At 70.8% G+C, this 26,298-nt stretch carries 26 protein-coding genes; 11 read left to right on the top strand and 15 right to left on the bottom strand.

Translation table 11 applies throughout. The annotated features are described in order from the left end of the window. Positions 1–66 precede the first annotated feature (66 nt). From AB0L91_RS32555 to AB0L91_RS32505, 11 genes are all read right to left on the bottom strand, one after another. On the bottom strand, positions 67–840 hold the full coding sequence (locus tag AB0L91_RS32555) for a sporulation protein (RefSeq protein WP_365016454.1): 774 nt from the start codon (positions 838–840) through the stop codon (positions 67–69). 92 nt (positions 841–932) lie between these two features. Then, entirely contained in the window at positions 933–1,661 is a 729-nt protein-coding gene (locus AB0L91_RS32550) for a lysophospholipid acyltransferase family protein (protein ID WP_355280083.1), read from the bottom strand. A gap of 117 nt (positions 1,662–1,778) precedes the next feature. Continuing rightward, the gene (locus AB0L91_RS32545; RefSeq protein WP_355280085.1) at positions 1,779–2,774 is read right to left on the bottom strand and encodes an ROK family protein; all 996 of its coding nucleotides are present in this window, start codon (positions 2,772–2,774) and stop codon (positions 1,779–1,781) included. Further along, positions 2,771–3,601, bottom strand: a complete 831-nt coding sequence (locus AB0L91_RS32540) for a hypothetical protein (RefSeq protein ID WP_365016451.1) — start codon at positions 3,599–3,601, stop codon at positions 2,771–2,773. The genes AB0L91_RS32545 and AB0L91_RS32540 overlap by 4 nt, the downstream gene beginning before the upstream one ends. Beyond that, entirely contained in the window at positions 3,591–4,841 is a 1,251-nt protein-coding gene (locus AB0L91_RS32535) for an ArsA family ATPase (protein ID WP_365016476.1), read from the bottom strand. Before AB0L91_RS32535 ends, AB0L91_RS32540 begins: the two co-directional genes overlap by 11 nt. A 26-nt stretch (positions 4,842–4,867) precedes the next feature. Beyond that, positions 4,868–5,305 carry an SRPBCC family protein gene (locus tag AB0L91_RS32530; protein WP_355280090.1) on the bottom strand — a complete coding sequence of 146 codons (438 nt, stop codon included), beginning with the start codon at positions 5,303–5,305 and terminating at the stop codon, positions 4,868–4,870. A gap of 50 nt (positions 5,306–5,355) precedes the next feature. Beyond that, positions 5,356–5,751 (bottom strand): polyketide cyclase / dehydrase and lipid transport, encoded by a 396-nt coding sequence (locus tag AB0L91_RS32525; protein WP_365016448.1) that lies wholly within the window; start codon positions 5,749–5,751, stop codon positions 5,356–5,358. A gap of 43 nt (positions 5,752–5,794) precedes the next feature. Next, the gene (locus AB0L91_RS32520) at positions 5,795–6,922 is read right to left on the bottom strand and encodes a glycosyltransferase family 4 protein (RefSeq protein ID WP_355280095.1); all 1,128 of its coding nucleotides are present in this window, start codon (positions 6,920–6,922) and stop codon (positions 5,795–5,797) included. Positions 6,923–6,992: 70 nt separating this feature from the next. Continuing rightward, a complete protein-coding gene (locus AB0L91_RS32515) occupies positions 6,993–8,006 on the bottom strand; it encodes a hypothetical protein (protein WP_365016446.1) in 1,014 nt (337 codons plus the stop codon). 7 nt (positions 8,007–8,013) lie between these two features. Beyond that, a complete protein-coding gene (locus tag AB0L91_RS32510; protein ID WP_365016444.1) occupies positions 8,014–9,027 on the bottom strand; it encodes an NlpC/P60 family protein in 1,014 nt (337 codons plus the stop codon). A gap of 229 nt (positions 9,028–9,256) precedes the next feature. Next, positions 9,257–9,826 (bottom strand): C40 family peptidase, encoded by a 570-nt coding sequence (locus tag AB0L91_RS32505; protein WP_355280102.1) that lies wholly within the window; start codon positions 9,824–9,826, stop codon positions 9,257–9,259. Between the two features lie 665 nt (positions 9,827–10,491). Between AB0L91_RS32505 and AB0L91_RS32500 the strand changes: the two genes are divergently transcribed. The 5 genes from AB0L91_RS32500 to AB0L91_RS32480 all read left to right on the top strand — a co-directional run bounded on the left by AB0L91_RS32500 (position 10,492) and on the right by AB0L91_RS32480 (position 15,574). Beyond that, positions 10,492–11,739 (top strand): ATP-binding protein, encoded by a 1,248-nt coding sequence (locus AB0L91_RS32500; RefSeq protein WP_365016441.1) that lies wholly within the window; start codon positions 10,492–10,494, stop codon positions 11,737–11,739. 11 nt (positions 11,740–11,750) lie between these two features. After that, a complete protein-coding gene (locus tag AB0L91_RS32495) occupies positions 11,751–12,866 on the top strand; it encodes a tetratricopeptide repeat protein (protein ID WP_365016439.1) in 1,116 nt (371 codons plus the stop codon). 45 nt (positions 12,867–12,911) lie between these two features. Then, positions 12,912–14,672 (top strand): DEDD exonuclease domain-containing protein, encoded by a 1,761-nt coding sequence (locus AB0L91_RS32490; RefSeq protein ID WP_365016437.1) that lies wholly within the window; start codon positions 12,912–12,914, stop codon positions 14,670–14,672. Between the two features lie 70 nt (positions 14,673–14,742). After that, a complete protein-coding gene (locus AB0L91_RS32485) occupies positions 14,743–15,294 on the top strand; it encodes a hypothetical protein (RefSeq protein WP_365016435.1) in 552 nt (183 codons plus the stop codon). Positions 15,295–15,298: 4 nt separating this feature from the next. Then, complete coding sequence (locus AB0L91_RS32480) at positions 15,299–15,574, top strand: Lrp/AsnC ligand binding domain-containing protein (RefSeq protein ID WP_218717263.1); 276 nt, start codon at positions 15,299–15,301, stop codon at positions 15,572–15,574. A gap of 13 nt (positions 15,575–15,587) precedes the next feature. Here AB0L91_RS32480 and trpD read toward each other — a convergent pair whose 3' ends face one another. Both trpD and AB0L91_RS32470 read right to left on the bottom strand, forming a co-directional pair. Then, positions 15,588–16,649, bottom strand: coding sequence for an anthranilate phosphoribosyltransferase (trpD, locus tag AB0L91_RS32475; protein ID WP_365016474.1), 1,062 nt, complete (start codon positions 16,647–16,649; stop codon positions 15,588–15,590). An 89-nt stretch (positions 16,650–16,738) separates the two neighbouring features. Continuing rightward, the gene (locus AB0L91_RS32470) at positions 16,739–17,158 is read right to left on the bottom strand and encodes a hypothetical protein (protein ID WP_365016433.1); all 420 of its coding nucleotides are present in this window, start codon (positions 17,156–17,158) and stop codon (positions 16,739–16,741) included. A 179-nt stretch (positions 17,159–17,337) separates the two neighbouring features. Between AB0L91_RS32470 and AB0L91_RS32465 the strand changes: the two genes are divergently transcribed. From AB0L91_RS32465 to AB0L91_RS32450, 4 genes are read left to right on the top strand one after another with little or no spacing between them, the layout of a single operon-like run. Then, on the top strand, positions 17,338–17,949 hold the full coding sequence (locus tag AB0L91_RS32465) for a heme-copper oxidase subunit III (protein WP_355280117.1): 612 nt from the start codon (positions 17,338–17,340) through the stop codon (positions 17,947–17,949). 55 nt (positions 17,950–18,004) lie between these two features. Then, positions 18,005–18,868, top strand: coding sequence for a cytochrome c (locus AB0L91_RS32460; protein ID WP_355280118.1), 864 nt, complete (start codon positions 18,005–18,007; stop codon positions 18,866–18,868). After that, positions 18,865–20,004: a ubiquinol-cytochrome c reductase iron-sulfur subunit gene (locus tag AB0L91_RS32455; protein ID WP_365016431.1), complete on the top strand. Its 1,140-nt coding sequence runs from the start codon at positions 18,865–18,867 to the stop codon at positions 20,002–20,004. The genes AB0L91_RS32460 and AB0L91_RS32455 overlap by 4 nt, the downstream gene beginning before the upstream one ends. Beyond that, entirely contained in the window at positions 20,001–21,626 is a 1,626-nt protein-coding gene (locus AB0L91_RS32450) for a cytochrome bc complex cytochrome b subunit (RefSeq protein ID WP_365016430.1), read from the top strand. The genes AB0L91_RS32455 and AB0L91_RS32450 overlap by 4 nt, the downstream gene beginning before the upstream one ends. A gap of 69 nt (positions 21,627–21,695) precedes the next feature. On the opposite strand, the gene AB0L91_RS32445 is transcribed toward AB0L91_RS32450, so the two are convergent. Beyond that, on the bottom strand, positions 21,696–22,193 hold the full coding sequence (locus tag AB0L91_RS32445; protein ID WP_365016472.1) for a polyadenylate-specific 3'-exoribonuclease AS: 498 nt from the start codon (positions 22,191–22,193) through the stop codon (positions 21,696–21,698). A gap of 171 nt (positions 22,194–22,364) precedes the next feature. Between AB0L91_RS32445 and AB0L91_RS32440 the strand changes: the two genes are divergently transcribed. Further along, the gene (locus AB0L91_RS32440) at positions 22,365–23,750 is read left to right on the top strand and encodes a class II 3-deoxy-7-phosphoheptulonate synthase (protein ID WP_355280124.1); all 1,386 of its coding nucleotides are present in this window, start codon (positions 22,365–22,367) and stop codon (positions 23,748–23,750) included. 77 nt (positions 23,751–23,827) lie between these two features. Here AB0L91_RS32440 and pknB read toward each other — a convergent pair whose 3' ends face one another. Beyond that, a complete protein-coding gene (pknB, locus tag AB0L91_RS32435; protein ID WP_365016470.1) occupies positions 23,828–25,762 on the bottom strand; it encodes a Stk1 family PASTA domain-containing Ser/Thr kinase in 1,935 nt (644 codons plus the stop codon). Between the two features lie 161 nt (positions 25,763–25,923). Between pknB and AB0L91_RS32430 the strand changes: the two genes are divergently transcribed. Continuing rightward, positions 25,924–26,292: an Rv2175c family DNA-binding protein gene (locus AB0L91_RS32430; protein WP_365016427.1), complete on the top strand. Its 369-nt coding sequence runs from the start codon at positions 25,924–25,926 to the stop codon at positions 26,290–26,292. Positions 26,293–26,298: the final 6 nt, after the last annotated feature.

Below are 26,298 nucleotides of genomic sequence, written 5' to 3'. Positions count from 1 at the left end.
CCGGCGCCGTGTTCCTGTGAGGCTATCAACCGGGTGCGGGGCGCGTCGCGGGTCGGCGCGGGTAGCTCAGCCGAGCGCGCCGAGCCCGTGCAACGTGCGATGGATCTCGGCGGTCCAGTCGTGCTGCGCCAGGTGCGCGTAGTCGACCCAGAAGGTGCCGATGCCGTCGCGATCCTCGCGGAACCAGCCGCCCTCGATATCGGCTTCCAGGACGACGCTCATGCCGTGCTCGGCGGCGACGAAGGTGAGCTCGAGCTGATTCACCCGGGGAAAGTGGTGCGAGCGACCGAACTCGATCTCCTGATAGAACGGCAGCCGCTGCGGCGTGCCCGCGATGGTGCCCGCCTCCACATCGGTGCAGTGCAGCCCGAAACCCATGCGCCGCACGGCATCGAGCACGACGTGCTGGGCGGGCAGTGCCCCGATGCCGAGCGGATCGGTGTCGGTGGCGTCGACGGCGCCGTGGATGTCGACCACGGTGCGCAGCGCGACACCGGCGCCCGGCAGGTGCTGACCGTCGAAGAAGGTGATCGGTGTCTCGAGGGGAACCGGTGCGGCGAAGCGCAATTCGGCCACCGTGCCGGCGAGGAGGGGGAACGGACCGGCCACCCCGGCCCGGCCGAAGCCGTGGTCGGTGACGTGTTCCTCGCCGTCGGCGTACTCACGCTCGACGCGGGTGACGAACTCGACGGCCACGTGCCCGATCGACTGGTCGACGCGGCCGCCGCGCAGCCGGACCACTCCCTCGACCACGCCACCCGGTTGCGCACCGGGGGTGAACAATTCGGTTTCCACTTCGGCGCCGCCGACACCGGCCGCGGCCAGCAATTGCTTGAACATGCGAGCAGTCTGGCCGACGGCGCTTACGATCCGCTTGCCGTCGGCCGGTGCTGTGGGTCAGCTCATCGCGGCGCCGGGCGCCGCGGGACTAGTCAGCTGGCGGCGGTGTCGGGGATGCGGGTCGCCTCGAGCTGGCGGTCGGTGGGGGCGACGCCCTTCTTGAGGCTGTGCGCGTAGACGTCGACGTATTCCTGGCCGGTGAGACGCATCAGCTCGTACATCACCTCGTCGGTGACGGCGCGCTCGACGAAGCGGTTACCGCTCATCCCCTCGTAGCGGGAGAAATCCAGCGGCGCACCGAACTTGAGGGTGACCCGCTGCCGACGCCACTTGAACGGTCCGGGCGGGCTCACCTTGTCGGTGCCGATGACGGCGACCGGGATGACCGGGACGCCGGTCTCCAGCGCCAGCCGCGCCATGCCGGTCTTGCCCTTGTACAGGCGACCGTCGGGGGAGCGGGTGCCCTCCGGGTACAGGCCGACCAGCATGCCCTTGTCGAGCAGCTTGCGGGCCGCGTTGAGCGCGTCCTCGGCGGCCGAGGCGCCGCTGCGGTCGATCGGGTACTGGCCGGTGCCGCTGAAGAAGAACTTCTGCAGGCGGCCCTTGAGGCCGGGGGTGGTGAAGTACTCGGCCTTGGCGAGGTAGCTGATCCGGCGCGGGCTCAGCAGCGGCGCGAACAGCCAGTCGGAGAACGAGAGGTGGTTGCCGGCCATGATCGCCGGCCCGTCGGTGGGGACGTTCTCGACGCCCTCGACCACGGGTCGGTTGTATAGGTGCATGAACGGTCCCGGGAAGACGAACTTGAGCAGCCAGTAGAACATGGCGTCCTTTCCTCGGAACCGGGATCGTGGGGTGCAGCCTCGTCGGAAACCGACTTTACCGCTGGTCGCAGGTCACAACCAACCCGAGACGGTAGCCGCATCACAGGGTTGTGACGCTCATCTCCCGCTCCGGCCCGCCACCGGCGTGTCGACCGCGGCCCTGGCCAATTCGGCCGCGCCGATCATGCCCGCGGCCTCGCCGAGCTGGGTGGTGCGCAGGCGGGCCAGGGGCCGGTGCCCGGCGCCGGTGACCGCGCGCGCGTAGTGCTCGCGGGCCTCGTCGAGGAACAGCGGCGCCGAACTGCTCACGCCGCCGGCGATCACCACCAGATCGGGATCGAAGATGTCGCTGACGAAGGCCAGGCCGAGCCCGAGCCAGCGCGCGAAGTCGGCCATCACCCGGACCGCGAGCGGATCGCCGTCCTGGGCGGCGCCCGCCACCCGGCGGCCGGTCAGCGAGCCGGGATCGCGGATGACGTCCCCGGCGAGCACCGAGCGCACCGGATCGGTGGCCAGCAGTTCGATCGCGGTGTCGGCCAGCGCGGTGCCACTGCAGTAGCGCTCCCAGCAGCCGCGCTTGCCGCACGCGCAGGCCCTGCCTTCTGGCACCACCTGCAGATGCCCGAGTTCGGGCGCGACGCCGTGGCTGCCGCGATAGAGCTTGCCGTCGATGAGCAGGGCGGCGCCGATGCCGGTGCCGATCGCGACCAGGACCACGGTGTGCCCGCCCGCGGCCGCGCCGAAGCGGTACTCGGCCCAGCCCGCGGCGTTCGCGTCGTGCTCCAGGATCACCGGCAGGCCGAGGCGGGCGGTCAGCCGCTGCGCGACCGGGGCGTCCTGCCAGGGCAGGTGCGGCGCGAACCGGACCGTCGAGCGGTCCTCGGAGATGAAACCGGCGACGGCCAGCCCGACCGCGGCGATCGGATGCCTGCGCGCGAGGTCGCGGACCGCGCGGTCGATGGCGTCCTCGAGCGCGCGCGCCGCGTGCGGCGTCGGGGCCTGCACGGAATCGAGCACCTCGCCCTCGGCGTCGACGACCGAGGCGCGGATGTTCGTGCCACCGACATCGATGCCGACGGTGAGCAGGTGTTGACGGTCGATCCCCTGGGTCATCCCCGGATCGTCACCGGAATGTCGACATAACGCGAGCGTGGCGCGCGGGTGGGACGGGATCGGTCGCCGTGGGGACGCTCGGGGTGCTCGGTCTCGGTCGACGCCTGCGTGGCGAAACGGCCGGTGCCGGACCCGGTGTCGGCCGGGACCTGCGCGGCGGCGCCGGGGCGTGCCGGTGCGCCCTGTGGCCGGGGCGCGGCGAATTCGTCGACCCGGCGGGGGCGCGGGGTGCCGTCGGGACGGGCCGAACCCCAGCGCAGGCGGGAGCGGGTCGCCGTGTCGGCGGGGGATTCGTCCGCGGCCGGGAACGTGTCGCGGGCGTGCGCCGCGGTGCTGTTCGGCGCTGCGCCGGAATCCGGTGCCGCCGTGTCTTCCTGCTGCGCACCCGGGCCGGGCGTGGTGCTGTGACCGGACGCTCCGTCGTGGCTGTCCGCGTCCGGCCGGTCCCCGGTGGCGCCGTCGTGGTGCGCCCACCCGGACTCGTGCGAATCATGGTGTCCGGCGGCGTATTCGGCCCACTCGGGCGGCAGCACCGGCTCCACGGGGACACCGGCGAGCGCCTCGCGCAGCACCGTCACCATCGAGGTGCCGTGCTCGGCGAGGGCGGCGACCACGTCGTGGTGTTCGCCGCGCATCAGGGCCGCCGCCGCGCAGACCGGGCACCAGGCGCAGCCGCCGAGATCGGCCTGGCCGTCGGCGGCGGTGCGGCGCAGTACGGGTTCGACTCTGGCCAGCAGTACTTCGGCCAGCAGCCGCAGCTCCTCGGTGAACTCGGCGAAGCCGTCGGGGTGGTGGCCGCGGCGGTCGGACTGGGAGTCACTGCTCATCTGCGGTGGCCTTCGTGTAGTTCGGATCGGCGGGCCAGACCTGCGGATCGGGCCGGAAGCGGACCACCAGATGACCGTCGTCGAGCTCGGCGCCCGCCACCGTGCAGCGTTGCAGCACCGGCGCGAGCCGGACGCGTGTGCGTACCCCGTCGGCTCCCACGATCAGATCGTCCTCCACTCGGCCCAGCCGCAAGGTGCCGGGATCGACCACCGGCAGCCGCATCCGCATCGCGTACACGGAGTCGACACCGGAGCCGGACTCCCATCGAACCATCGGTTCGCCCGAATGCGCGCTCTGAGCGTGTGGGCTGGGCAGCGTGTCGACCGCGTAGGAGAACGCCGACAGCGCGCTCAGCCCCACCGGCTCGGCGCCCGCGTGCTGGGCGATCAGGATCGGGACGTCGGTGAGCTGCTCGTGCAGCCGCGCCACCACCTCGAGCTGCTCGGCGCGGCGGTTCAGGTACCAGTGCACGGCCGGATGGGCGCTCTCGCCGGGCGAGGGCACCTGCGGCAGCACCTTGTTCACCACCACCGCGTCCAGCCGCAGGCCGAGCAGCGCGGCCGCCGACCGCACGCGCCGGGACTCGGCGACGGCCACCTGCTCGGGACCGGTGATCAGCCGGGCGCTGGTGCGGGTGCGGTCGGCGAGCAGGTCGCGGACCCCGCCCACCGCGGTGACGATCCGCTCGACCGTGGCCGCCAGCACCGCCTTGCGCAGGTCGGGGCCGATCGCGCTCATCGAGCGGGCGTGCCGCGGCCAGAGCCGTTCGAGATAGGTGAGCAGCGTGTCCGGCGCGGTGACCAGGCGCAGCATGTCGGCCGAGGGCGGGCAGTCGACGACGATGACGTCCCAGTCGTCCTCCTCGGTGTACTGGGCGATCTCCACCAGCATCAGCAGTTCCTGCACGCCCGGCAGCCCGGTCAGCTCGGCCGGGTCGATCGCGGTCAGGTCGACGCCGTGATCGTGGCCGCCGCCCTTGGCCAGCATCCGCACGACATCGCGGAACCGGTCCTCGAGCAGCGCGAGGGAATCGATCTCGATCACCTCGAGCCCGGGCGCCACTCTGGCCACCCCGGCGACGGTGCCCGGATCGTGTGGGAAGCGGAAGCCGAGCGCGTCACCGAGCGAATGCGCCTGGTCCAGCGAGGCGATCAGCACCCGCTGCCCGGCGCGGGCGTAGGCCATGGCCGTCGCGCAGGCCAGCGTCGTCTTGCCGACCCCGCCCTTACCGACGAACAGTTCGACGCGGGTACCGCCCGGGGCGCTCAGCCCTCGACCCGCTTCTTCAGTTCCTTCAAGGCCGTATCGGTGATCACCTTCTCGGCCTTCCGCTTGAACATGCCGATCATCGGGATGTTCAAGTCGACGGTCAGCTCGTAGACGACCTCGGTGCTGCCGTCGGGCCGGTCGCGCAGTTCGTAGCTGCCGTCCTGGGCCTTCTGCAGGTCACCGCTGAGCAGCCGCCAGCTCACCGCGTGGCCGTCGGCGCGCCAGGTGTAGGCCAGCACGTAGGTGTCCTTGACGACGCCGGCGTCCAGCACGAACCGGGCGGTCGCCGCCCGCCCGGCGGCGTCGGTGTCGAGCACCTCGACCGATTGCGCGGCCGCCACCCATTCCGGATAGGACGCCAGGTCCGCGATGACGGCCATCACCTGCTGCGACGGCGCCTCGATGACGATCGATCTCTGGGTCCGGTCGGCCATGGCGGACAACGGTTCCTTTCGTGCGGGACGAGCAGTCGGGGCCTACGGCGTCAGGACGCCGCGGCGGCCGCCGGCGCGACGCCCGCGGGTCGACCGGCCTCGAGCCGTGCCTTCAATTCGAACGACATGTGCTTGCCCGCCACCCGGCGGGCCCGGTTCGCCGCGGCAACCGCGCGCGGCGTCATCGGCTTGGCCGCGGTGGGCTCGGCGTGCAGGAAGTAGTGCAGGATGGCGCCCTCGGGGACGGCTTCCAGCCATACCTCCATGGTCCCGTCCAGCGGGCCCGCCACCGTCCAGCGGATGCCCTTGTCGCCGCGATCCTCCCGGACGTCGAGACGGAGATCGGGCCACCAGCGGCGCCAGTTGTTCGTGGCGCTCAGCACGTCGGCGATCGCGGCGGGCGGCGCCGCGAGAAAGGTCTGATCTGCGACCTGGATACTGCTCACCTCGCTGAGCGTAGTGGACGCCACACCGGACGCGGCCGGGGTGTCACCGCAGCAGCTGCCGCAGCCGGGCGCCCTGGCGGTCCCAGTGCCAGTTCTCCTCCACCCACACGCGGCCCGCGGCGCCCATGGCGGCCGCCTTGTCGCGGTCGGTGAGCAGCTCGACGAGGGCGTCGCTGATCTGCTCGGCGGAGCGTCCGTGCACCACCAGCCCGGTCTCGCCCTCGCGGACGGTCTCGGGCGCGCCGCCGGAGCTGCCGGCCACCACCGGCACGCCGGTGGCCGAGGCCTCCAGGTAGACGATCCCGAGGCCTTCGACGTCCAGCCCGGCACCGCGAGTGCGGCACGGCATCGCGAAGACGTCGGCGATGGTGTGGTGGGCGGCCAGCTCGCCCGAGGGCACCCGGCCGGTGAACACCACGGAATCGGAGACCCCGAGCGCCTCGGCCAGCCCGCGCAGCCGGATCTCGTACGGGCCGCCGCCCGCGATCACCAGGACCGCGCCGTCGACGCGTTCGCGGATCTCGCTCATCGCCACGATCAGCATGTCCTGGCCCTTGCGCGGGACCAGCCGCGACAGGCACAGCACGGTCGGGCGGTCACCGAGGCCGTAGCGGGCGCGCAGTTCGGCGCGCGCGCCCGGGTCGGGCCGGAACTCGGCCGGGTCGACACCCGGCGGCAGGTACTCCAGCGCGGCGCGCGGCCCGAAGGCCGAGGCGAACCGGCCCCGGGTGTACTTGCTGACGTAGGTGACGACGTCGGTGTTCTCGCCGATCGAGCGCAGCACCTGTCGCGCGCCCGGCAGCATCGACCAGCCGACCTCGTGGCCGTGGGTGCTGGCCAGGATGCGCTCGGCGCCCGCGCGGCGCAGCATCGGCGCCATCGCGGCCAGCGGCGCGGCCGCGCCGAACCACACGGTGTCGCAGCCGTGTTCGCGCAGCAGGTTGCCCGCGCGCTTGATCACGCCGGGCGTCGGCAGCATGAGCGTCGTCGGATGCCGAACCACGCGGAACTTCTGCGCGGCGTCGAACTTCTCGTGGCTGTCACCGCGCCAGCGCGGCGCGTAGACGACCAGGTCGTCCGGCGGCAGCTGATCGGCCAGCGCGTTGAGATAGGACTGGATGCCGCCCGGCCGAGGCGGGAAATCATTGGTAACCAGCAGAGTTCGGGCCATAAGTGAACAACCTAATAGGTCAGCGTCACGATGTGACTCGGCGAGGGGGCGGTCGGGAGGCGGTCGGTGGTCAGACGGCGCGGCCACGTAACCAGGCGCGCCAGCCGTCGAGCAGGTCGGCGCGAGAGGCGCCGAGCACGGCGGCGAAGGCCGCGTCCTGGGCCGCGGCGGACTGCGGGCCGGTGGCGAGCTTCTTGTACAGCGTGGTGAGGGCGGCCGGGCCGTAGCGGTCGGCGAGGAAGGCACACGCGCTCCAGGCCGATTCGTAGGCGTAGGGGGCGTCGGTGCCGGTGAAGTCGGCGTCGCCGATCAGCTCGGTGGGCAGGGTGCCCGCGCGCAGGCGGGTGGTGAGCGTCGGCGCGATCTGGGAGAACGTGCTGGCCCCCGCGCGCTGGGCGACGTATTCGGCGTAGCCCTCGACCAGCCACAGCGGCGCGCCGTCGGCGGTGGCCGCCCTGGTCGCGACGTGGGTGAGTTCGTGGCGCAGCAGGGTCGCCATGCCCTCGTCGCCGACCCGGCGGCGGGCGTCGGGGTTGAACACGATCCGCTGGTCGGTCGGCCGGGTGCCGGGCACGTAGGAGCCGGTGAGCGAGACCGCGGCCACGTCGGCGCCGGTGGCGGCGCCCGCCGCCCTGGTGAGCGCGGTGAACTCGGTGGGCGTGCCGGCGACGACGAGCACCGGCGCGCGATTCCAGTCGGTGCCCCAGGCGGCGCTCACGTCGGCGATCGCCGGGGCGAGCTGTTTCTCCAGGACGTCGATATCGGCGCGGTGGCCGGAGTGGGCGACCACGAGCGCGTCGGCCTCGCCGCCCGCGGCGACCCGGCGCACCAGGATCGGCCCGTACGGCTGGAGTTCGCGGCGCACGGGGGTCAGCCGGGGGTCGTCGATGCCCGCAGTGGTGTCGAGCACTTCGGCCTCGTCGGTGGCCAGTTGCAGCGGACCGGCGTTGCGCGGTACCAGGATCAGTGCGACGCACGCCCCGGTCAACAGGGTGACCGAGGCGAGCGTGAGCGCGAATTCGAGGCGGCCGTTGGCCGAGAACCAGGAGCGTAGGCCGGACGCGCGGCGGGACGGATCGGTCACCGCCGGCTCAGTATCGCCGGGCCGAGTGGAACGGGGTGGTGTTGATCGGCGCGACGGCGACCGGGACACCGAAGGTGGAGGCGTGCACCATCATGCCGTTGCCCGCGTAGATCCCGACGTGCGAGATCTCGGGGTAGAACAGCACGACGTCGCCGGGCTGCAGATCGTCCTTGGCCACCGGGGTGCCGAAGTTCGCCTGCTGGGAGCTGGTGCGCGGAACGTTCTTGCCGACCTGCTTGAACGCCCACTGCACCAGGCCGGAGCAGTCGAACTGGTCGGGGCCGGTGGCGCCCCAGACGTACGGGTCGCCGATGCGGGTCAGGGCGGCGGCCAGCGCGCTGGTGCCGCTGCCGGGGACCAGGCCCTGCAGCAGGGAGTCGCGATCGAAGCCGGGCGGGAAGGGCGAACCGGCCAGGGTCGACTTGTCCTTGGCCGAGAGCGCGCCCCAGGCCTCGACGACCTGGGTGGTGGCCACGGTGAGATCGGTGCGCTTGCGGTCGACGTCGGCGCGCACGGCCTCGGCGGCCGCGGTCGCGGCGCGGGCGGTGTCGGCGGCCGCGCGGGTGACCGATTCGGCGGCGGTGGCCGCGTCGGCGGCCTTCTTGAACTGGCGCACGCTGTCGGCGGTCTGCTGCGCGAGCACATCCAGCGTGGACATCTTGTCCAGCAGCTGCTGCGGTGAATTGCTCGACAGCACCGCGAACATGCGATCGGTGCGCGCGCCGGTGTACATGGCGATCGCGGTGCGATCGATCATCGGCTGGAACTTGCGGACCTCGGCGCGGGCGGCGTCGGCGACGGCGGTGCTGGCGGCCAGCTTGTCGTCGGCCTCGCGCTGGACGGCCCACTTGGCGTCGAGATCGGACTGCGCGTCGAGCGAGGCCTGGTTGAGGGCCTCGGCCTGCCGGGAGAGGTCGATCATCCGGGCGATCGCGTCGCCCGCGGTCGTCGGCAGGGCGATCGGATCGGCGAGGGCGGGGCCTGCGGCATAGGTGGCGCACACCAGGATCGCGGCGGACATGGCTCCGGCGATGCCACGCGCGACGCGTGGGTTCCGGTGGTGGTCAGTCACAGTGCGCCGTGCCCCGTTCTCTCGATGTCCGCCGATGCAGCGCCTTTACCCGAACCGGACCCTCTCGTCCGCTGAGAAGGTCTCGATCAGGTTACGGAACCGCGTGTGCCCGTGTCCAGTAGGCCACGGAGGGGTCACGGTGCGCCCTTCCCCGCGAACGACGCACCGCACCCGTCGATCAGAAGCGGCGAGCGCCCGCGAACGGCATCGAGGAGACCGAGGCGACGTGCACCGGGCTGCCCGAGGTGGCCGCGTGCACGACATTGCCGTCGCCCGCGTACAGGCCGGAGTGGCCGCCGCCGTAGAACGACACCAGGTCGCCGGGACGCAGGTCCTCGAAGGCCACCGGGGTGCCAGCGCCGAGCTGGGCGCCGCTGGTGCGCGGCAGCTCCATGCCCGCCTGGCGGTAGGCCCACTGGACCAGGCCCGAGCAGTCGAAGGCGTCCGGGCCCGCGGCACCGTAGACGTAGGGGGACCCGACCTTGCTCAGCGCGGCATCGAGGGCGATGTCGGCGGCGGTGGCGCGCGGCGCGGTGAAGGTCTGCGGGACCGACGGGGTCTCGATGCCGGGGATACCCTGCGGCAGCGGGATCTCGTTGGGCACCTCGAAGGTGCCGATACCGGGGACAGTGACCGGCGTCGCCGACGCGGGAGCGGCCGGCAGGAGGAACGCGCCGATGGTGGCAGCGCCGACGGCTCCGGCGGCAACGGCTCGCTGCGCCTGACGCTTGACGGTGTTGGTCGCCATGATGCGGGTACTTCCAATCTGCCCCACGACGCCGGGTCCGTATGACGCGGCGGGCTTCATCCCGTTGAACCGTTCGTGGCCGAGGGGACTCCGTGAGGTCTCGAAAAGGTTACGAAGGCATCACGGTGGTTTGTAAAGTCGGACATCGGTCCGAAAGGCAATTCGAGAGATTCACCCGAACATTCCGTGCGAGCTGCGTCACACCAATCACGAAACGATAACGCCAGGTCGGCTCCGAGGAGCTTCCCGGTCGCTACCCGGCGCGTCGCGGACGGCTTCTTCGCGGCCTATTGGTCTACCCCTAGGGGTGAATCCCCAGGTCGTCTCCGCGCGTCGGCTCATGAACCGGTCGGTCGCCCAGTCGTGCCCGCGGGCGGCGTGCCGGGCGCTCCGGCGGCCGTCGAGCGGTAATCGGTCTTACCCGATGGAATTCGGTCGAGTCATGTGATCTTCGGCAAACTGTGAGCCCGGTCTCATTCGGGTCTGCTCGGGGTCATTTTGTTCGCATCGGAACGAAAGTCTCGCGGCGAATTGCCGGGGGCGGGTGGGACGGTGGGCCCGGGTGGCGGGGGTCCCGGTAGGTGGGACTCGAGGTTTCCGGTTCCGCGAAACCTGGTGCGGCGGTTAGGGTACGGCCGAATGTTCGCAGTTCGAAGGGGGCGCGGGTGGCCGACGACCAGGTATTGACCGATTTGCTCACGATGGTGGAGCGCAGCCCGGAGGTGCTCGCGCTGCGCGTGTGCGTCATCGAGCTGTATCTCGACCGCGGCCGCTACGCCGACGCGCTGGCCCACTGTGGCGTGGCCCTCGGCCACCATCCGGGAAACGCGCAGGTCCTGGCCCTGATGACGCGCTGCACGACGGCGCTGTCCGGCGGCTCGCCCGCGCCGACGACGGCACCGGCACCCGCCGCCGCTCCGGTCGCCGGTGCCGCGGCCGACTACGACTGGGCCGCCGCGGAGAACCAGGTCGGCGACATCATCGAACCGGCCTTCGTCGACACTCCCACCGAGTACGTCACCGACGACGACGCCGCCACCGTCGAGCGCCCGACCCGGCGACTGGCCGATGTCGGCGGCATGGACGAGGTGAAGCGGCAGCTGGACCTGACCCTGCTCGCCCCGCTGCGCAACCCGGAACTGGCCAAGGCCTTCGGCACCTCGGCGCGCGGCGGCCTGCTGCTCTACGGCCCGCCCGGCTGCGGCAAGACCTTTCTCGCCTCCGCCGTCGCCGGCGAGCTCGGCGCCAATTTCTATCCGATCGAGATCACCGACATCCTCGACATCTACACCGGCGCCAGCGAGCGCAATGTGCACAGCATCTTCGAGATGGCCCGGCGCAACGCGCCCTGCGTGCTGTTCCTGGACGAGGTCGACGCGCTCGGGCACAAGCGCAGCCAGATGCACGGTTCCTCGACCATGCGCACCGTGGTCAACCAGCTGCTCACCGAGCTGGACTCGGCCACCCACAGCAACGAGGGCGTCTTCGTGCTCGGCGCGACCAACCATCCGTGGGACGTCGACGTCGCCCTGCGCAGGCCGGGCCGGTTCGACCGGATGATCTTCGTCGGCCTGCCCGACGCGGCGGCGCGGCGCGCGATCCTGCACTACAACCTGCGCGATCGCCCGGTGGCGGGCATCGACCTGACCGCGCTGGCCGCGCGGACCGACGGACTGTCCGGCGCCGACCTCGCCCACGTCTGCACCTCGGCGACCCAACTGGCGATGGCCGACTCGATGCGCTCCGGTGAGGTGCGCCCGATCGGCATGGCCGATATCCAGGAGGCGCTGGCGCAGATCCGGCCGAGCACCGGCGCCTGGTTCGAATCCGCCCGCAATGTGGTCGAATTCGCCAACGGCGACGGCAGCTATGACGACCTGGCGCTGTATCTGAAGCGGATGAAGCAGCGCTGACGCCCGCGCCGATGAGCGACCACCATCTCGACCGCGCCGCCGCCCTGATCGACCTCGGCCGCTTCGAGGCCGCCAGGGCGGAGCTGGCGCCCCTGCTGGCCGCCGAGCCCGACAACGGCGACGCCCACGCCCAGCTGGCCTATTCCTGGCTGCGCTCCGGTGACACCGCCACCGCCGCCGAGTCCGCGCGCACGGCGCTGCGCCTGGACCCGGAGAACGTCTTCGCGTGGAAACTGCTGGCCCTGAGCGAGCACGGGCTCCTCGGCGAGCTCTACGAATCCGACCGGCCCGCCGCTCTCGCGCACGAGGACGCGGCGACGCGGGCGGCGTCGCGGTGCGTCGAACTGGATCCCTGGTCGGCCGAATGTCATCGGATCCTGGCGACCGTCGTGGTCCATCGCGACCGCAAGGCCGCCATGGCCGCCATCGACACCGCGGTCGAGCTCGAGCCGGCGAACGCGGTCCTGCACGTGGTGCGCGGCCGGGTGCTCTGGCAGGGCGCCAAGGTGGCCTCCCAACGGGCCGCGGCGGGCCGAGCCGCGCTCGCGGAGGCGCTGCGGCTGGACCCGGACAATGTGGAGGCGTTGTTTCTGCTCGGCAGTCACGCCGTGCAGCGGCGGCGCTGGGCCGAGGCCGAGACGTGGTTGCGCCGGGCGGCCGAGCTCGATCCGTCCTACGCGCCGGAGGTGCGTGAGCTGCTGGCGCGGATTCCCGATCCGGCGGCGGACCGCGCGTCCTCGCCGGAGCGGGAATCGTCGACCTCGCCGCCCGCTCCGGCGCTCGCGGCGGCGGCATACCCACCGATGCCGCCTGATCCCGCGTGGCGCCAGGAATACCTGGGTGCGCGCGGTTCCGGCGGCGGCGCCGGTGGGTGGGCGGTGATCGGCGTCGTGGTCCTGCTCGTGATCCTGGCCGCGCTGGGTGCCACGACCGAGAACCCCGATTCCCCGTCGACCGGTCCGGCCTCGCGCACGCTGCCCTCGTACTACCGGCCGCCGTCGTATATCCCGCTGCCGCGCACCTTTCCGCAGTTCCCGGCGGATCGCCTGCCGACCGGATACCCCTGGCCGACCACGCGCCCCCGCGTCACCCTGCCGCCGAACTGGGTGCCGCCGACGGGCAACTGAGTTCGGCACGGCGAGCATGTCGGACCCCCGTCCTACGCTCTCGCCGTGCCCGATCCCGTTCCGCTCCCGGCTGCCGCGCGTCAGCTGGCCTTCGACGAACTCGACACACCGCTGTACGACACCACCTTCGTCGTCGTCGACCTGGAAACGACCGGGACCAGCCCGGACGGGGACTCGATCACCGAGATCGGGGCGGTGAAGGTGCGCGGGGGAGAAGTGCTGGGGGAGTTCGCGACCCTGGTGAATCCGGGGTTCGCGATCCCGCCCGCGATCGTGCAGATCACCGGGATCACCACCGCCATGGTGTACGAGGCGCCGCGGATCGAGGCGGTGCTGCCGGGTTTCCTCGAATTCGCGGCGGGCGCGGTCCTGGTGGCGCACAACGCCCGCTTCGACACCGCGTTCCTCAAAGCCGCCGCCGCCCGGCAGGACATCGCCTGGCCGAATCCGCAGGTGCTGTGCACGGTCAAGCTCGCCCGGCGGGTGCTGACCCGCGACGAGGCGCCCTCGGCGCGGCTCGGCGTGCTCGCGCAGATCCTGGGCGCGTCGACCACGCCGACGCACCGCGCCCTCGACGACGCCCGCGCCACGGTCGACGTGCTGCACGCGCTGATCGGCCGGGTCGGCAACCAGGGCGTGCACAGCCTGACCGAGCTGCTCGACTATCTGCCCGGCGTGACCGGGACCCAGCGCGCCAAGCGCACCTTCGCGGGCGATCTGCCGTCCGCGCCGGGTGTCTATCTGTTCCGTGGACCGTCCGACGAAGTCCTCTATATAGGGACCGCGGTCAACCTGCGCCGTCGCGTCCGTACCTACTTCACCGGTTCGGAGACCCGCGGCCGGATGAAAGAGATGGTGGCCCTGGCGATCCGGGTCGACCACGTGGTGTGCGCGCACGGGCTGGAAGCGGGGGTGCGCGAGCTGCGGCTGCTGGCCGCGCACGCGCCGCCCTACAACCGCCGCTCGAAGTTCCCCCGGCGCGGCTGGTGGCTCACCCTCAGCGACGAGGCCTTCCCCCGGCTCACCGCGGTGCGGACGCCGACGCGAACGGCGGTGGGGCCGTTCGGTTCCCGTACCGACGCCGTCGACGTGGCCCTGACGATCGCCGAGTTCGCCGGGCTGCGGACCTGCGCGACCCGCCTCACCCGCACGGCCCGGCACACCTGCCCGCCCGCGGTGGTCGGCGGCTGCCCGGCCGCGCGCCCCGACGACCTGGACGTCACTGGCTACGCCCCGGCCGTCGACGCGGTTCGCGAGCTGCTCACCGGCCGCTCCGACGCGGTGCTGCGGGCCATGCTCGATCGCATCGAAACCCATTCCACCGCCGAGCATTTCGAGGCAGCCGCCCGATTACGGGATCGCACCGCCGCCGTCGTCACGATGCTGCACCGCACCCAGCGCCTCGCCGCCCTGGCCCGGCTCGCGGAACTGATCGTCGCCCTGCCCGACGGCGCCGGCGGCTGGGAGTTCTCGGTGATCCGCTACGGCCGCCTCGCCGCCGCGGGCACCGCGCGGCGCGGCACCCCGCCCATGGCGATCGTCGACCAGATCGTTGCCGCCGCCGAGACGGTCGTCCCCGATCTGGGCGATGCGGTCGACGACCTTCCCCCCTTGCGCGGCGCCCCGCCCGAGGAGGTCGGCGTCATCGCCCGCTGGCTGGGCAAGCCCGGCGCCCGCATCGTCCGCACCAGCGACGGCTACCACGAACCACTGCACGGTGCGGCCCGCTGGAAGGGCTGGGCCGAGCTGGCCCGCACCGCCGCCACCACCCTCAGCCCGGAGGAGCGCTACCTGGCCGAACGGTGACCGCGCGCCCGGAGGATCATGGAACCGCCTGTCACATCCGGTGACGGCGGGAGAAAGGGCGAAGGTGCGAATGTTCGTGAAGGTGTGCGGCCTGACCACCGAGGAGCAGATCGACTGGGCCGTCGAACTGGGGTACTCCGCGATCGGCGTCATGGTCACGCCCAAGAGCAAGCGCTACCGCACGCCCGCGCAGGCCCGCGCCCTGGCCGACTACGCGCGCGGCCGGATCACCACCTTCGCGGTGGCCCTGGCGGCGGCCGAGGTCGCCGAGGTGGCCGACGCCTTCGACGTCGTGCAGCTCTACCAGTGGGCCGACCTGCCGAACCTGGCGTTCTGCTCGTCCACCCCGCCCGCACCCGAGCAGACCAGCGAATACTTCTTCTACGACGCCAGCGCAGGCTCCGGGATCTTCGAGGAGTTCCCCGACTGGGTGCGCGCGCTGCCCGGCAAGGTCGTGCTGGCGGGCGGGCTCGACGCCGACAATGTCGCCGACACCATCGCCCGGCACCGCCCCTACGGCGTCGACGTGTCCAGTTCGGTGGAATCGGCGCCCGGCGTGAAGAGCCTGGACCTGATGCGCAGGTTCAAAGCGGCCACCGAGACCCCTGAAGTTCTAGGCTGATCCCATGATTACCGCGATCGTGCTGATCCAGGCCGAGAACTCTCGTATCCCCGAGACCGCGCAGGCCCTCGCCGACACCGCAGGCGTCGCCGAGGTGTACTCCTGCGCCGGTGACGTCGATCTGATCGCGATCGTGCGGGTGCGCGATCACGAGCGCATCGCCGAGGTCGTCACCAGCGGCATCGACAAGGTGCCCGGCGTGGTGCGCACCACCACGCACATCGCCTTCAAGTCGTACTCCAGCGCCGACGTGGAAGCCGGATTCTCGCTGGGGGAGTGAGGCTTTCGCTCGCTCAGGCCTCGTCGAGGACCTGGGTGAGCTCGGCCCAGCTCTGCAGCAGCTTCGCCGCCGCGCCGCTGTCCACCGCGGCCGCGGCGCGCTCGAGCCCGGCGGTCAGGGCGGCGTCCAGATCCAGGTCGACGTCGCCCTCGCCGCGCGAGAGGTCGTAGGCCACGATCGCCGCGGCCGAGTTGAGCAGTACCGCGTCGCGCACCGCGCCCGGCGTGCCCGCGAACATCTCGCGCGCGATGCCCGCGTTGACCACGGCGTCACCGCCGCGCAGCGCGTCCAGCTCGACCCGGGGAATCCCGAGCCGGGTCGGATCGAGCACGGTCTGCCGGATCCGCCCGCCGCTGACCACCCACACATCGGTGACGTCGGACGTCGTGATCTCGTCGAGCCCGTCGCGCCCGCGCACCACCAGGGCACTGGCGCCACGCTCGGCGAACACTCCCGCGATGACCGGGGCCAGGTCGACGAACGCGCAGCCGATCAGCCCCGCGCGCGGCTGGGCGGGGTTGGTGAGCGGGCCGAGCACGTTGAACACGGTCGGGATGCCGATCTCCTTGCGCGCCGGACCGGCGAAGCGCAGCCCCGAGTGGAACAGCGGCGCGAAACAGAAGCCGATCCCGGCCTCGCGCACCGACCGCGCCACCGACTCCGGGCCCAGCGCCAGCTTCACGCCCAGCGCCTCGAGCACGTCGGCGCCCCCGGCCTTGGACGACGCGGCCCGGTTGCCGTGCTTGACCACCGGCACTCCGGCGGCCGCGACGACCACCGAGGACATGGTGGAGATGTTGACCGAGCCGGAGCGGTCGCCGCCGGTGCCGACGATGTCGACCGCGTCGCCGTCGACATGCACCAGGCGGGCGTGCCCGAGCATGCCCGCGACCATGCCCGCCAGCTCGGTGGGAGTAGGGCCCTTGATCTTCATGGCGACACCGAAGGCCGCGATCTGGGCGGCGGTGGCGTTGTCGGTGAAGATCTCGTCGATCACCCAGGTGGTGTCGTCCGCGGCCAGGTCGCCGCCGTCGGCGAGGGTTCCGAGCACCTGGGGCCAGCTGCGCACGCTCATCTGCTCCGCATCTCCGTTCGACATCGCCATCGCGCAACTCTGATCGGGCGCGGCGGGGTAGCGCAAGCCTATTGCGCCGTTGGCAGAGTTTACGGCGCGGGACGGGGTGGTTGCAGCGCGTCCCAGCCGTCGGCGACGCCGTCGTGGCGCTGCGCGAGCCCGGCCATCCGGGATCGCTCCTGCGAACAGGTCAGCGGATCGAGGCGCTGCACCCGCTGCAGGACCACCGGCACCAGCTCGCCCGCGGCGGTGTCCACGGCCTCGGCCCGCGTGTAGCCGTCGTATCCGGCGATCTCGGCGGCCGCGTCGATCCGGTCCGCGGGCAGGCGCAGATGGTGGCGCAGCACGGCGTCGGCGTCGCGGTCGAGGTCACCGGCGCGGTCCAGCGCCGCCGAGCAGGCCTCGGCGTCGTCGAAGCTCGACGCGACCACGACCAGATCGGTCCGCGCCGGGTCGAGCGACTCGCTCTGTCCGCCGAACAACCGCCGCCACATCCGCACCACGACCATCGCCGCCTCCTCGTCTCAGGTTATCCACATCCAACGCTGTCACAATCGGTTGTCACGTGATCGTCGCCAACACGCCGACAGAGGTCGTAGACCCCCTCTGTGCGTGGGTTTTCCGACTCCCGCGACAAACTTTCGTACCCGGGTACAGCTGTCGTACTACGAAGAGTCATACTTACCCCGTGACGACCGCAGTAGGCACCCCAGGATCGGCCATTACTCAGCGTGTGCATTCGCTGAACCGGCCCAACATGGTCAGCGTCGGAACCATCATCTGGCTGTCGAGCGAGCTGATGTTCTTCGCCGGCCTCTTCGCCATGTACTTCGTTGCGCGCGCGCAGGCGCACGGCAACTGGCCCCCGGAGCCGACCGAGCTCAATATGACGCTCGCCGTCCCGGTGACGGCCGTGCTGGTCGCTTCGTCGTTCACCTGCCAGATGGGTGTGTTCGCCGCGGAGAAGGGCGACGTGTTCGGCCTGCGCCGCTGGTACGTGATCACCCTGCTGATGGGCGCGTTCTTCGTCTTCGGCCAGGGCTACGAGTACTACCACCTCGTGCACGAGGGCACCACCATCTCCGGCAGCTCGTACGGCTCGGTCTTCTACATCACCACCGGCTTCCACGGTCTGCACGTGATCGGCGGTCTGATCGCCTTCGTGTTCCTGCTGATCCGCACCAAGATGAGCAAGTTCACGCCCGCGCAGGCCACCGCCGCGATCGTGGTGTCCTACTACTGGCACTTCGTCGACATCGTCTGGATCGGGCTGTTCGCCACGATCTACTTCGTCCGCTAGGCGCGGGCGCACAGCATTTGCACAAGTCGGTTCCGTCTACTCCAAAGGGACACAGATGAGTTCATCTCCCCCGTCGGCCCCCGAGCCCGCCGGCCCTGACAACGGTCAGGCCACCAAGGCGCGTAAGCAGCGTCGCGTTCGCCGTCGTATCGCGGGTGGCCTCGCGTTGCTGGTTGGTCTGGTCGGAGCCGGCTTCCTCGCCGCGGCGCTCACCCCCGCGCCCCAGGTCGCCACCGCGCACGAGGACCAGTCCGCGCTGATCCGCGAGGGCAAGCAGCTCTACGAGACCTCGTGCATCACCTGCCACGGCGCGAACCTGCAGGGTGTCGAGGACCGCGGCCCCAGCCTGATCGGCGTCGGCGAGGCCGCCGTCTACTTCCAGGTGTCCTCCGGCCGCATGCCGATGGCGCGCAACGAGGCCCAGGCCATGCGCAAGCCCGAGAAGTTCGACGCGCATCAGACCGACGCGCTCGGCGCGTTCGTCGCCGCCAACGGCGGTGGCCCCTCGGTGATCCGCGACGCCAACGGTGAGATCGCGCAGGAATCGCTGCGTGGCGACGACATCGCCCGTGGTTCGGAGCTGTTCCGCATGAACTGCGCCTCCTGCCACAACTTCACCGCCCGCGGTGGCGCGCTGTCCGGCGGCAAGTTCGCCCCGCCGCTGGCCGAGGCCAACGAGCAGCAGATCTACGACGCCATGCTCACCGGCCCGCAGAACATGCCGAAGTTCTCCGACCGGCAGCTGACGCCGGAGGAGAAGCGCGACATCGTCGCCTACGTCAAGAACGCCGCGGAAGAGAAGTCGCCCGGCGGCTGGGACCTCGGCGGTTTCGGCCCGGCGACCGAAGGTCTGGCGATCTGGGTTATCGGCATCACCGCTGTGGTGGGTGCCGCGATGTGGATCGGATCTCGCACATGAGTGGACAGGAGCACAACGACATGGGTCGGGAACCGACCGAAGCCGAACTGGACGCGATGACGCGTGACGAGCTGGTCGAGCTCGGTACCGCGCGCGACGGCGTCGATGTCGCGTACCGCGGCGAGCGCTGGCCGGTGCCCGGCACCCGCGCGGAGAAGCGCGCCGAGCGCGCGGTCACCTTCTGGTTCGCCATCTCGGGTCTGGCCGCCGCCGCGCTGATCGGCGTCTTCCTGTTCTGGCCGTGGGAGTGGAAGGGCTACGGCGACGAGGGCCATGCCGCCTACTCGCTGTTCACCCCGCTGGTCGGCCTGACCTTCGGCATCTCGGTGCTGGTCATCGGTATCGCGGTCGTGCTGATCCGCAAGCGGTTCATCCCCGCCGAGATCTCGATCCAGCAGCGCCACGACGGCCCGTCCGACGAGGTCGAGCGCCGCACCCTGGCGGCCGAGCTGCAGGACGCGCTCGACACCTCCACCCTGGGTCGCCGCAAGATGATGCTCGGTACCGCGGGCGCCGGCGTCGGCGTGCTGGGTATCGGCGCGCTGCTGGTGTTCGTCGGCGGCATGGTGAAGAACCCGTGGGCCAAGCGCGACAAGTCGCCGCTGTGGGTCTCGGGCTGGACCCCGGACTTCCCGGGCGAGACCATCTACATCCGCCGCGACACCGGTCGTCCGCAGGATGTCGTGCTGGTGCGTCCGGAGGATCTGGACGCGGGCGCCATGGAGACCGTCTTCCCGTGGAAGGAGAAGTGGCGCGGCAACGAGCACGACACGCTGCAGTCGCTGCGCGGCATCCGTAACGCGGTCATGCTGATCCGTCTGCGCACCGCGGACGCGGAGAAGGCGATCAAGCGCAAGGGCCAGGAGAGCTTCAACTACGGCGACTACTTCGCCTACTCGAAGATCTGCACCCACCTCGGCTGCCCCACCTCGCTGTTCGAGCAGCAGACCAACCGCATCCTGTGCCCCTGCCACCAGTCGCAGTTCTCGGCGACCGAGTGGGGTAAGCCGGTCTTCGGTCCGGCCGCCCGCGCGCTCCCGCAGCTGCCGATCACCGTCAACTCCGAGGGCTTCCTGGTCGCCAACGGCGACTTCATCGAGCCGCTCGGCCCGGCCTTCTGGGAGCGTCGTTCATGAGCACTCTGGTGGCGAACCAAGCCAACGAGATGGACGAGCGGTATCGCGCCGCCGCGTTCATGAAGCGGTCGATCAACAAGGTCTTCCCGACCCACTGGTCGTTCCTGCTCGGTGAGATCGCGCTGTACGCGTTCATCATCCTGTTGCTGTCGGGTATCTACCTGACGCTGTACTTCGACCCGTCGATGGCGCACGTCACCTACGACGGGTCCTACCAGCCGCTGCGCGGTGTCGGTATGTCGCGGGCCTACGAGACCGCGCTGAACATCTCCTTCGAGGTGCGCGGCGGTCTGTTCGTCCGGCAGATCCACCACTGGGCGGCCCTGCTGTTCGCGGCGTCGATCATCATCCACCTGTTCCGCATCTTCTTCACCGGCGCGTTCCGCAAGCCGCGTGAGGCGAACTGGGTGATCGGCTCGCTGCTGCTGATCCTGGCGATGTTCGAGGGCTTCTTCGGTTACTCGCTGCCCGACGACCTGCTGTCGGGCACCGGTCTCCGGGCCGCGTTCGGTGGTATCACCATGAGCCTGCCGGTCATCGGTACCTGGATGCACTGGCTGATGTTCGGTGGCGACTTCCCCGGCGACATCATCATCCCGCGTCTCTACATCGCGCACGTGCTGCTGCTGCCCGGCATCATCCTGGCGCTGATCGGCGCGCACGTCGCGCTGGTCTGGTACCAGAAGCACACCCAGTTCCCCGGCCCCGGCCGGACCGAGAACAACGTGGTCGGCGCGCGCATCGTGCCGGTGTTCGCCGCGGACCAGGGCGCGTTCTTCGCGTTCACCCTCGGCATCGTCGGCATCATGGGCGGCATCCTGCAGATCAACCCGATCTGGAACCTGGGCCCGTACAACCCGTCCCAGGTCTCGGCGGGTTCGCAGCCCGACTTCTACATGATGTGGACCGACGGTCTGGCGCGTCTGATGCCGCCGTGGGAGCTCTACCTGGGTCGCTACACGGTTCCGGCCGTGGTCTGGGTCGCCCTCATCATGGGTCTGGTGTTCACCCTGCTGATCGCCTACCCGTGGATCGAGAAGCGCCTCACGGGCGACCGCACGGCGCATCACAACCTGCTGCAGCGTCCGCGCGACGTGCCGGTGCGTACCGCCATCGGTGCCATGGCCATCGCGTTCTACGTGGTGCTCACGCTGTCGTGTGTCAACGACATCATCGCGCTGAAGTTCGACATCTCGCTGAACGCGACCACTTGGATCGGTCGTATCGGCGTGCTGCTGCTGCCGCCGCTGGCCTACTTCGTGGCCTACCGGTTCTGCATCGGCCTGCAGCGCAGTGACCGCGCGGTGCTCGAGCACGGCATCGAGACCGGTGTCATCAAGCGCCTGCCGCACGGTGAGTACATCGAGGTGCACCAGCCGCTGGGCCCGGTCGACGACCACGGCCACGCGGTCCCGCTGGAGTACCAGGGCGCCCCGGTGCCCAAGAAGATGAACAAGCTGGGTTCGGCGGGCAAGCCGGGCACGGGTAGCTTCCTGCGCCCCGACCCGAAGGCCGAGTCGGACGCCTACTTCGCGAACGAGCACGCCGAGGAGCACAAGATGCTCACGGCCCTCGCCGAGGAGCAGGCCCGCGCCAACGGTGACGAGCCGCACGGTCACTGACCGCGCACCACGCACACGAGAAAGGCCCCGAGTCGACACGACTCGGGGCCTTTCCCGTTGTCCGGGGGCTCAGAGCCGCGGGGTGCGCCGGTAGGTCTCGATCGCCTCGAACTTGGCCAGGTTGTGCCTGGCGTCGGCCAGCGCGTCGTGCGCGTCGTCGGGGATCGGCGGCAGTTCGGGGCTGCCGTGCGCGGCCCAGTGCTGGCGCAGTTCGTTGGTGAAGCGCGGCATGCCCTTGGGCAGCGCGGTCATGTCACCCCAGAGCTGGCACAGCGCGACGTGGTCGTAGGCCGAGACCCAGGCCCACAGCTCCGGCTGCACGCCGGCGCGGGGCAGGAAGAACTTGAACAGGTCGTCGCGGATCTGTTCCCTGGTGCGATACAGCGGCGATCCCGCGGGCGGCAACTTCGGCAGCACATGTTTGCGCACCCATGGCCCGGCCCGGCCCGCGTCGAATTCGGTGGAGACCGCGTAGTACTCGCGACCGTCCTCGCAGACGACGCCGATCGAGATCAGATCGATCGTGGTGCCGTCCTCGATGAATTCCGAGTCGTAGAAATATCGCAGGGAGATCGCCTCTTCGTGCCGGTGGGCGGCCGTGCCCGTCCGGGGAGGACGACGCGGTCCGTGACCCACGATGGGTCGGGAGAAACCCTATGACGATGGTTCGGGGGCGCGACGAACGGGTAGCCGGTACGCCGGATATTCGCCGGGCGGCGAAAGCCGTATTCTGATCTGGTGACCTGGACCGTCGACGTACCCATTGACCGCCTGCCGGAACTGCCGCCGCTGCCCTCGGAGCTGCGTAGCCGACTCGACGCCGCCCTGGCTCGGCCCGCGCTGCAGCAGCCGTCCTGGGACGCCGACGAGGCCGCGACGATGCGCACCGTGCTGGAGAGCGTGCCGCCGATCTGCCTGCCCGCCGAGGTGGAGGAGCTCAAGACCCAGCTCGCCGCCGTCGCGCGCGGCGAGGCCTTCCTCATGCAGGGCGGTGACTGCGCGGAGACCTTCGCCGACAACACCGAGCCGCACATCCGCGGCAACATCCGCACCCTGCTGCAGATGGCCGTCGTGCTCACCTACGGCGCGAGCCTGCCGGTGGTGAAAGTGGCCCGCATCGCCGGGCAGTACGCCAAGCCGCGCTCCTCCGACGTCGACTCCCTCGGGCTGAAGTCCTACCGCGGCGACATGGTCAACTCCCTGGTCGCCGACGAGGCGCTGCGCCGCCACGATCCCTCGCGCTTGGTCCGCGCCTACGCCAACGCCAGCGCCGCGATGAACCTGGTCCGCGCGCTGACCACCGCGGGCATGGCCGACCTGCACCAGGTGCACGACTGGAACCGCGACTTCGTCGCCCAGTCGCCCGCGGGCGCCCGCTACGAGGCACTGGCCGAGGAGATCGACCGCGGCCTGCGCTTCATGACCGCCTGTCAGGTGAACGACCCGAGCCTGAAGTCGGCCCGCATCTACGCCTCGCACGAGGCGCTGGTGCTCGACTACGAGCGCGCGATGCTGCGGCTGAGCGAGTCCGAGACCGGTGAACCGCTGCTCTACGACCTCTCGGCGCACTTCCTGTGGATCGGCGAGCGCACCCGCCAGCTCGACGGCGCGCACATCGCGTTGGCCGAGCTGCTGGCCAACCCGATCGGCCTGAAGATCGGCCCGACCACCACGCCCGATCAGGCGGTGGAGTACGTCGAGCGGCTCGACCCGCACAACGAGCCCGGCCGGCTCACCCTGGTCGCCCGGATGGGCAACGGCAAGGTGCGCGACGTGCTACCGCCCATCATCGAGAAGGTGCAGGCCACCGGTCACCAGGTGATCTGGCAGTGCGACCCGATGCACGGCAACACCCACGAGTCGTCCACCGGCTTCAAGACCCGCCACTTCGACCGCATCGTCGACGAGGTGCAGGGCTTCTTCGAGGTGCATCACGCGCTGGGCACCCACCCCGGCGGCCTGCACATCGAGCTGACCGGCGAGAACGTCACCGAGTGCCTGGGCGGCGCGCAGGACATCTCCGACCTCGACCTCGAGGACCGCTACGAGACCGCCTGCGACCCGCGCCTGAACACCCAGCAGTCGCTGGAGCTGTCGTTCCTGGTCGCCGAGATGCTGCGCTGAGTGTCAGGACGAGCCCGGGGCGGTCAGCGATGACCGCGCCCGGGCTTCTCTTTGTCCTTGTCCGGGGCCGGATCCCTTCAAGGCAGGGCGGTGAGCGTCACGACGCTGCCCGCCTCCACATTCGAGTTGAAGCCCGGCACCTGGCCGATCACCAGTGAGCTGTCGGAGTCGGTGATGGACTTGACCTCCACCCGCAGGCCCAGCTGCTGGAGCTTGCTGCGGGCGTTGCCGACGGTCTGACCCATCACATTGGGCACCTTCACCGCGTTCGACACGATCAGCGTCACGCTGTCGCCGGACTGCAGGGTGGTGCCGACGGCGGGGTCGGTGCCGATCGCCTTGTCGCCCTCGACGCTCTTGTCGTACTGCACGCGGGTCTCGCGCACGGTCAGCCCGGCGCTGGTCAGGGCCCTGGCCGCCTCCTCGGCGGTCTTGCCGCGCACGTCCGGCACGTTGACCGGTTGCGAGCCCTTGCTGCGGTACACCTTCACCTGGGCGCCCATCGGCAGGATGGTGCCCGGGGCGGGCTCGACCTTGGCCAGCGAACCCTTCGGTGCGGTGCTCGGGGCCTCGCCGCTGTCGATCGGCTGCAAACCGGCGTCGCGGATCGCCTGGTTGGTGGCGCTGATCTGGTCGCCGGGCTTGATGTCGGGCACGCGCGGCTTGCCGTTGGAGATCAGCACCGCGACGGTGGAGTTCTTGGTGACCCGCGAACCCGCCGACGGATCGGTGCCGACCACCCCGCCTACCGGGATGGTGTCGGAGGACTTGTTGCGCAGCACCGTCTCGAAGCCCGCCTCCTGTAGCACCGCGACGGCGCGCTCGGAGTCCATGCCCGCGATCGGCGGCACGGCGGTGTAGCGGCCCACCCCGAGCCACCAGCCGCCGATGCCGACCAGCAGGGTCAGCGCGGTGACGATCGCCGCCCAGACCACGCCGGTCCGGCGCGAGGTGTTCTCGTTCGACGCGAACGGGTTGTGCTGCTGCGGGGCGGGGGAGTGCGCGGACTGGTAGTCGTCAGGGCGCGGCCGGGGCGCGGTGACCACCCGGGTGTGCTGTGGCTGGGCGTGCGGCATCGGATGCGCGGCAACGGGATTCGGGGTGAGCGGACGCTCGCCGGGATGGTGCGCGTCGCCGGTGCGGTAGCTCTCGCTGAGGTGCTCGGCCGAATCGCGGGGCGCGGGCACCCGGTACGGCGGCAGGTTCAGCTCCATGGCGATCATCTGCAGCTGCGCGGCCATCTCGTTGGCGTCGGCGTAGCGGCGTTCGGGATCGCGGGAGGTGGCCTTGGCGACCAACGCGTCGAGTTCCGGCGGCACGCCACCGATGAACTGGCTCGGCGGCGGCACGTCGTTCTCGACCCGCTGATAGGCGACCGAGAGCGAGTTGTCGCCGGTGAACGGCACCCGGCCGGTGAGCAGCTCGAAGATCAGGATGCCGAAGGAGTACACATCGCTGCGGGCGTCGGCGGTGCCGGTGGTGACCTGCTCGGGCGCCAGGTAGGCGGCGGTGCCGAGGATGACGCTGGCCGAGGTGGTGTTGGCGGCGGCGACGGCGCGGACCAGGCCGAAGTCGGCGATCTTCACCTCGCCGGCATCGGAGATCAGCACGTTCTCCGGCTTGATGTCGCGGTGCACGAGCCCGGCGTCGTGAGCGGTGCCGATGGCGCGCAGCACCGGCTCGGCGACGGCGCGCACCGCGTGCGGCGGCATCGGGCCGCGCTCGCGCAGCAGCTCGCGCAGGGTGCCGCCCTCGACCAATTCCATGATCAGGAACGGGTACTCACCGTCGACACCCTGGTCGTACACGGCCACCAGCGCGGGATGCTTGAGCTTGGCCACCGCCCGCGCCTCGAACTCGAAGCGGGTGAGGAACTGGGGGTCGCCGGCGAACTTCGGATCCATCACCTTGATCGCCACCGGACGATCCAGCCGGGTGTCGGTGCCCCGGAACACCATCGACATTCCGCCGCGAGCGATCGGCGCATCGATCCGATAGCGCCCTTCCAGCATCTGGCCGATCAAGTGATGTCCTCCGGCTTTCACAAACTTCGCACCCCTCGCGACACTGCGACAAGCGACCAGGCCACCGTGTGCGGCCCCCACGATCGTAACCGGGTCATGATGGCATGCCAGCCGATGCGCGCGAGGTCGCACGTACTACGGTTGTGCGGGTGAGTGCCTTCCCTTGCAGCGACGATGTGCTGCCCGACACCGAAACCGTCGTCTCGCTCCCCGAGGCCGCCGACATACTCGGTGTTCCGGTCACCGCCGTGCACCAGCTGCTGCGTGACCACCAGCTCCTCGCGATCCGCCGCAACGGTGTCGCAGGCATTCCCTCCCGCTTCTTCGACGACAACGACGAGATCGTCCGGATGCTGCCCGGCCTCATCACCGTGATGCGCGACGGCAAGTACACCGACGAGGACATCCTGCGCTGGATCTACACCGAGGACGACTCCCTGCCCGGCCGCCCCGTCGACGCCCTGCACGGTCCGCTGGCTCGCGAGGTCGTCCGCCGCGCCGCCGCCGAGCCCTTCTGAGCCCGC

Origin of the sequence: Nocardia sp. NPDC051833 (assembly GCF_040681225.1) — a bacterium.
Classification (GTDB): domain Bacteria; phylum Actinomycetota; class Actinomycetes; order Mycobacteriales; family Mycobacteriaceae; genus Nocardia.
Note: the sequence above shows the minus strand (reverse complement) of the source record. Positions and strands in the feature narration are given on the sequence as shown.